The 5,332-nt window shown below is 68.8% G+C and carries 6 protein-coding genes; 2 read left to right on the top strand and 4 right to left on the bottom strand.

Annotated elements, in window-relative coordinates:
• Positions 1-565, bottom strand: a 565-nt coding sequence (locus ABZ281_RS36260) for an NADP-dependent oxidoreductase (protein WP_356662310.1), incomplete at its 3' end; no start/stop codon positions are given.
• A 388-nt stretch (positions 566-953) separates the two neighbouring features.
• On the opposite strand from ABZ281_RS36260, the gene ABZ281_RS36255 reads away from it, so the two are divergent.
• Positions 954-2,024, top strand: coding sequence for a Ku protein (locus ABZ281_RS36255; RefSeq protein ID WP_356662309.1), 1,071 nt, complete (start codon positions 954-956; stop codon positions 2,022-2,024).
• 160 nt (positions 2,025-2,184) lie between these two features.
• Here ABZ281_RS36255 and ABZ281_RS36250 read toward each other — a convergent pair whose 3' ends face one another.
• The 3 genes from ABZ281_RS36250 to ABZ281_RS36240 form a co-directional block, all read right to left on the bottom strand.
• Positions 2,185-2,625, bottom strand: a complete 441-nt coding sequence (locus ABZ281_RS36250; RefSeq protein ID WP_356662308.1) for a DUF6336 family protein — start codon at positions 2,623-2,625, stop codon at positions 2,185-2,187.
• A gap of 463 nt (positions 2,626-3,088) precedes the next feature.
• Entirely contained in the window at positions 3,089-3,460 is a 372-nt protein-coding gene (locus ABZ281_RS36245) for a gas vesicle structural protein GvpA (RefSeq protein ID WP_356662307.1), read from the bottom strand.
• 272 nt (positions 3,461-3,732) lie between these two features.
• Positions 3,733-4,530: an NmrA family NAD(P)-binding protein gene (locus ABZ281_RS36240; RefSeq protein WP_356662306.1), complete on the bottom strand. Its 798-nt coding sequence runs from the start codon at positions 4,528-4,530 to the stop codon at positions 3,733-3,735.
• Between ABZ281_RS36240 and ABZ281_RS36235 the strand changes: the two genes are divergently transcribed.
• A complete protein-coding gene (locus ABZ281_RS36235; RefSeq protein WP_356662305.1) occupies positions 4,503-4,940 on the top strand; it encodes a MarR family transcriptional regulator in 438 nt (145 codons plus the stop codon). The two genes, ABZ281_RS36240 and ABZ281_RS36235, sit on opposite strands and share 28 nt — an antisense overlap.
• Positions 4,941-5,332: the final 392 nt, after the last annotated feature.

Below are 5,332 nucleotides of genomic sequence, written 5' to 3'. Positions count from 1 at the left end.
CCAGACCCAGTGCAGTGTCACGGTCGTCGGCACGTCCTGTGCCGATCACCTGGGCTCCCGCCGCGCGGGCCAGCTGCACGGCGATCGAGCCGACGCCGCCCGCGGCACCGTGGATGAGGACGCTCTGCCCGGTTTGGAGGTGGGCGTGGTCGAACAGGGCCTGCCAGGCGGTGAGTCCGGAGATGGGCAGTGCGGCGGCCGTGACGTGGTCGACGTCGGCGGGGAGGGGGGCGAGGTTGCGGGCTTCGACCGCGGTGTACTGGGCCAGGGTGCCGTTGCGGGCCCAGTCGGTCAGGCCGTACACGCGCTGCCCGATGGTCAGCCCGGTGGTGCCGTAGCCGAGTTCTGTGACGACGCCGGACAGTTCGTGGCCGGGCACGCTCGGGGTCCGGTCGTGTCCGGCCCGGTCGGTCCAGGTGCCGGGCCAGTCCAGCTCGCCCGGCGTGAAGCAGGCGGCGTGGACCTTCACGATCACGTCGTTCTCCGCGGCGTGCGGGTGGGGCAGCTCGGCGAGGGCCAGGCCGCTGGCACCGGCCTCGCGGTCCTGGACGGTGATGGCTTGCATGGAGGCTCCTCCGAGGTACGGGAGGTGGGAGCTGGCGTACGCCGCGGTGGGCACCTTCGACCTTAGGATCCAGGCAACCCAAGCATATGGGCCATTCCTGCCCGCATCGAGTGGGCCATTTACTCGCCGATACTCAGAGTGACGTCTGGGCTGGTCATCGTTGCCCAACGGCGCGAAGTGGCTGCCGAGGCGCACCACTAGGAGACTGTCCGTGGAGGGTCTGCCTCACGTCCGTCGCCCTCGAACGCACTCGCACAAGTGAACCGGCTGACCAGCCCGTCCCAGGTTCGTGGCCGATTGGCCCGCCGGGTGGCCACTGGTCGTGACATTTGGCCACGGAATCTGAGATCCCAGAGCGGGCAGCGGCAAGAGATGGGAGTGAACGGTCATGGCACGCGCGATCTGGACCGGTGTGGTGTCCTTCGGGCTGGTCAGCGTGCCGGTCGGCCTCTACAGCGCGACCGAGGACCACACCCTCCACTTCCACCGGCTCCAGCGCGGCACCGCCGACCGGATCCGCAACCGCCGGGTGAACGAACGCACCGGCGACGAGGTCAACACCGGCGACATCGTCAAGGGATACGAGGTGGGCGAGCGCGAGTACGTCATCGTGGAGCCCGAGGAACTGGACGAGATCGCGCCGGGGCGCTCCCAGGCCATCGACATCACCGACTTCGTCGACCTCGAGGCAATCGAGCCGGTCTACTTCGACCGCACCTACTACCTCGCCCCGCGCGGCAAGGAGTACACCAAGGTCTACGAGCTGCTGCGGGCAGCACTGGCAAGGTCGAACAGGGTCGGCGTCGCCACGTTGGTGATGCGCGGCAAGCAGTACCTGACCGCGCTGCGCGCAGAGGACAAGGTCCTGGTCCTCCAGACCCTCCACTGGGCCGATGAGGTTCGTGACCCGCGCAAGGAGCTCCCCGAGCTGCCGTCCGGCAGCGCGGGCAAGGGCAAGGAGCTGGACATGGCACTCCAGCTGATCGACTCCCTCTGCGGGCCGTGGGACCCGGCCCGCTACCGCGACACCTACCAGGAGAAGGTGCGAGAACTGGTCAAGGCCAAGGCCGAGGGCCAGGAGGTCGCCGCGGCCGAGGAGGCACCGGCGGCCACCAACGTCGTCGACCTGATGCAGGCGTTGCAGGGCAGCATCGACCAAGCCCACGGCAGCCGCGAGAATCCCACCAGGCAGAGGCAGAAGCGGCCGACCTCGACACGCAAGCCTGCTGCGAAAGGGAAGAAGACCGCTCGGGAGGCACCGTCGAAGAGGCGCCGCTCAACGGCCTCATCCCGCGACCAGCACGGTGCCGGCAAGAGCCAGCTGCGGCAGCTGAGCAAAGCGGAGCTGTACCAGCGGGCCACCGAAGACGATGTCCCCGGCCGATCGAAAATGAACCGCGAGGAACTCGTCGACGCTCTCGCCCACGCCGGTCACCGCCGCAAGAAGAGCGCCGCCTGACGTCGCGCCCATGCCGGGGACCTGTCCGAGCCACGATTCATCTCGCCCGTGATCGAGCACCGTCTGCGGCCGGGTGGGCCGCAGAGCCGAAGCGGGACGGTTCTCCAGACACTCAGAACTGGCACTCGCCGGTGTGTACGGCGACGATGTTGCGCCCGGCTCAGTCGCCGTACAGCCAGCTGTCGTACCCCGCGCCGTCCACCAGGTGGTAGAGCCCGAAGGTGCCGGGGAACAGCACCAGGGCCAGCACCCCGATCCGCAGCAGGACCGGGGCCGCGACGGTCACGGGCCCAGCCTGACCCCTGACGGGGCGCCAGTCGCGGCAACGCCGGATGTCTCCCCCGCAGGCCCACCAGAAGAAGAGCCCGATGAGGACCCCGACCACGGCCATGGCAGCGGCGAACCCTCCGGCGACAGCGAGAAACGTCCTCCGGTCATGGTGGTCGCCGACGAACAGGGGGGCCACCCCGAGCAGGGGCATGGCGGCCCGCCCGTACACGGTCCCAGGCGCCGCCACGTCCCGGATCCGGAGCAGGGGTCGGATGATCGCTCCTCGGTGCGCATACGCGGCACCGTAGCCCAGCCCCGCCGCCGGGATCACGCCGCCTCCCGGCCACCCGGACTTGGCCTCCTAACTGCTCGAAGCTACCTGCCCGGCCCCCGGCTTCACCCCATCCACTCCGACTGCCGGCGCTCTGCGCCCGCTGCGCGATCCGGACGCGCCCGAGATGGACGAGGGCGACGACACGGCGAGCTGGGGCCGTCGCCCGCCGGGATCAGGGCGGCGTCGTACTGCTCGACGGCCCAGGGCAGCACTACGGCGCCATCTGCGGAATTGGGGGCACTGTGGCGCGAGAGGCCTCACCGCTGTGGGCGGCGACGGCCGCCAGGCAGACACCCCGGGCCATGCTGCTCTGCTCCGCCGTCACCAGCGGCCGCAACGCTGCGCAGGCCGGGGTCGGAGGTGAAGACCGCTAGTTTCTAGGGGGCTTCTGATGGATCTCCGCAGCGTCGCGGCGCCGCGGCATGGTCCCGCTCCCCGCACCGCCCTACGAACGGCCGCGTCACGCCTGGCGATTGCGGCCTTCGTCTCGGGCCTGCTGGAAGGCGTCGGCGATCGTCTCCGCAGCACCCGACAGGACTCCCTTGGTCTTGCCGCGGGCACCGGACTCGGTGACCTTCCCCGCGAGCTCCGTGAGCCCGGCCGGCTTGCGCGGCCCCGCCTCCAGATCGAGACGGTTGCACGCCTCGGCGAAGCGCAGGTAGGTATCCACGCTGGCCACCACGATCCGCACGTCGATCTTGAGGATCTCGATACCGACGAGGGAGACGCGCACAAACGCGTCAATCACCAGCCCACGGTCGAGGATGAGCTCAAGAACGTCGTAGAGGCCGCTGGAACCGCCCCCGCCCCCCTGCTGTGTCGCGACGACCATCGCGTTCATCCTTCGTCGCCCGCGTCGTCTCCCCGCACGATGCTGTCAGCGCTGCCCCGCTGGGAGGCAGGCCTGGCATGCGGATGACCCCTATTCGCCACATCAAACGCACGTACGAAGCCCTGTGGAGGTTCTCTCCTTTGACCGGGCTTGCCGGCGAGGAGCGGCGCCTCGCGGCGCTCGGCGCAGCCCGTCGCACTGCCGAAGCTGTCGACGACGATGGCAAGATCACTTTTGTTGGTCGGTGCGGTTCAGCCAACAGCCAATGGGCTTCATGCAGGTGCCCATTCTTTCTGGGTGATTGCTTGCGGAAGTCTGCGACCGCCGCGGAATGAAGCAGGGGTCCCTCCTGGATGGCACTGATGTGCGGGCGAAGAGGCCAGGAGCGCGGTCCAGTCCTGGTCGACGGACCATTCGGCGAAGCTGTGCCAGCCGACTTCGGGGTGGTCGCGGCGCAGCCCGGCAACGTCAACGTCGAGGCCGGAGGTGGTGAAGTACTCGAACATGGCGGCCAGGTCTGCGGACCGGGTCCGCACGTAGGTCAGAGGCACCTCCTGATGGTGCACCGGGCGGCCGATGGCTGCGGCGAGGCTCTCCGCGATCTGGCCCGGTGTGCATTCGTCGGAGGCGATGTCGATGCGCCTTGCGGTGAACTCGTCGCGGCGCTGGAGGGCTAGCGCGGCGAATGCGCCGATGTCGTCGGCGGGAATGAACGTGAGCGGGTGGTCGGTGGGCATGGGCCAGGCGAAGGTGCCGTCACGCAGGCCGTCGAGGGTCCAGCCACTTGCGTAGTTGTCCATGAACGCCGCTGGGGCGAGCACCGTCCAGGGCAGGCCGGCAGCACGCAAGTGCTGCTCGACCACGTACTTGCTCTCGTAGTGCGGCACGCCGGTGCCGCGGTCGGCGTGCGCGGCGGAGGCGAGCACGACGTGCCCGAGGCGGGCGGCCGCAGCAGCGTCGACGATTGCCTTGCCCTGCCGGGCTTCGGTTGCGGTGTCGGCTCCGAAGGGAGTGGTGGGCCCGGCTGTACGAGGAGTTGTCGATGGAGTCCCGCCGCTACCTTGCGGCATATGTGCTGTTCAACCAGACTCTCGCCGACCACCTCGGGCTGCACGCGACCGACGTGCAGTGTCTGAGTCTGCTGACGGCCGAGCCGGGGCCGCTCACCGTGAAGCAGATCGCCGAGATGACCGGCCTGACCACGGGCTCTGCCACACGGCTGGTGGACCGGCTCGAACGAGGGGGCTACGTGGCCCGCACCCCGGACCGGCAGGACCGCCGCCGGGTCCTGGTCGCCCTGGTACCCGAACGCGTGGCCCGCGTCACCGCGGTCTGGGACGACCTCGGCGTGGCCTGGCAGTCGCTGCTCGACGGCCACACCGAAGACGAGCTAGAGGTGATCACCCGTCACATGCGACAGGCCCAAGACCTCAGCCACGCCCAGATGCGGCACCTGCGATCCCGGCCCAAGCCAGACTGAGGAGGACGTACACGAGCAGAAGCACCATGACGCTCACCCCGCTGCCCCAACTCACTGCATTGACCTGAACCCGGGATGCCTCTTACTCAGACGCCACGGATACGGTTCGCAGGTCTCGAACTCCCCCCCCGCGCCCCTCCTGCTCACCCCGCAATTCGGCCCATGTCGTGCGGGCCCGTTCATGCATGATGACGGGATGAACCAGAGCGACCAGCGCTTCCACGTCATCGTGCTGTCGAACTTCGCGAAGGGCTTCGACAAGTACGCGTTCGCTTACGGTAAGGCGGGGATACCGGAGTGAACCGCCCCGGGTTCGGTAGAGATCTCAGTTGGTGGTCGTGACCTGGGGTTTCGTGGTTGTCAGGTAGTAGTTGGTCTCGTATTCGACGGGT

Source organism: Streptomyces sp. NPDC006265, assembly GCF_040613555.1.
GTDB lineage: Bacteria > Actinomycetota > Actinomycetes > Streptomycetales > Streptomycetaceae > Streptomyces.
Note: the sequence above shows the minus strand (reverse complement) of the source record. Positions and strands in the feature narration are given on the sequence as shown.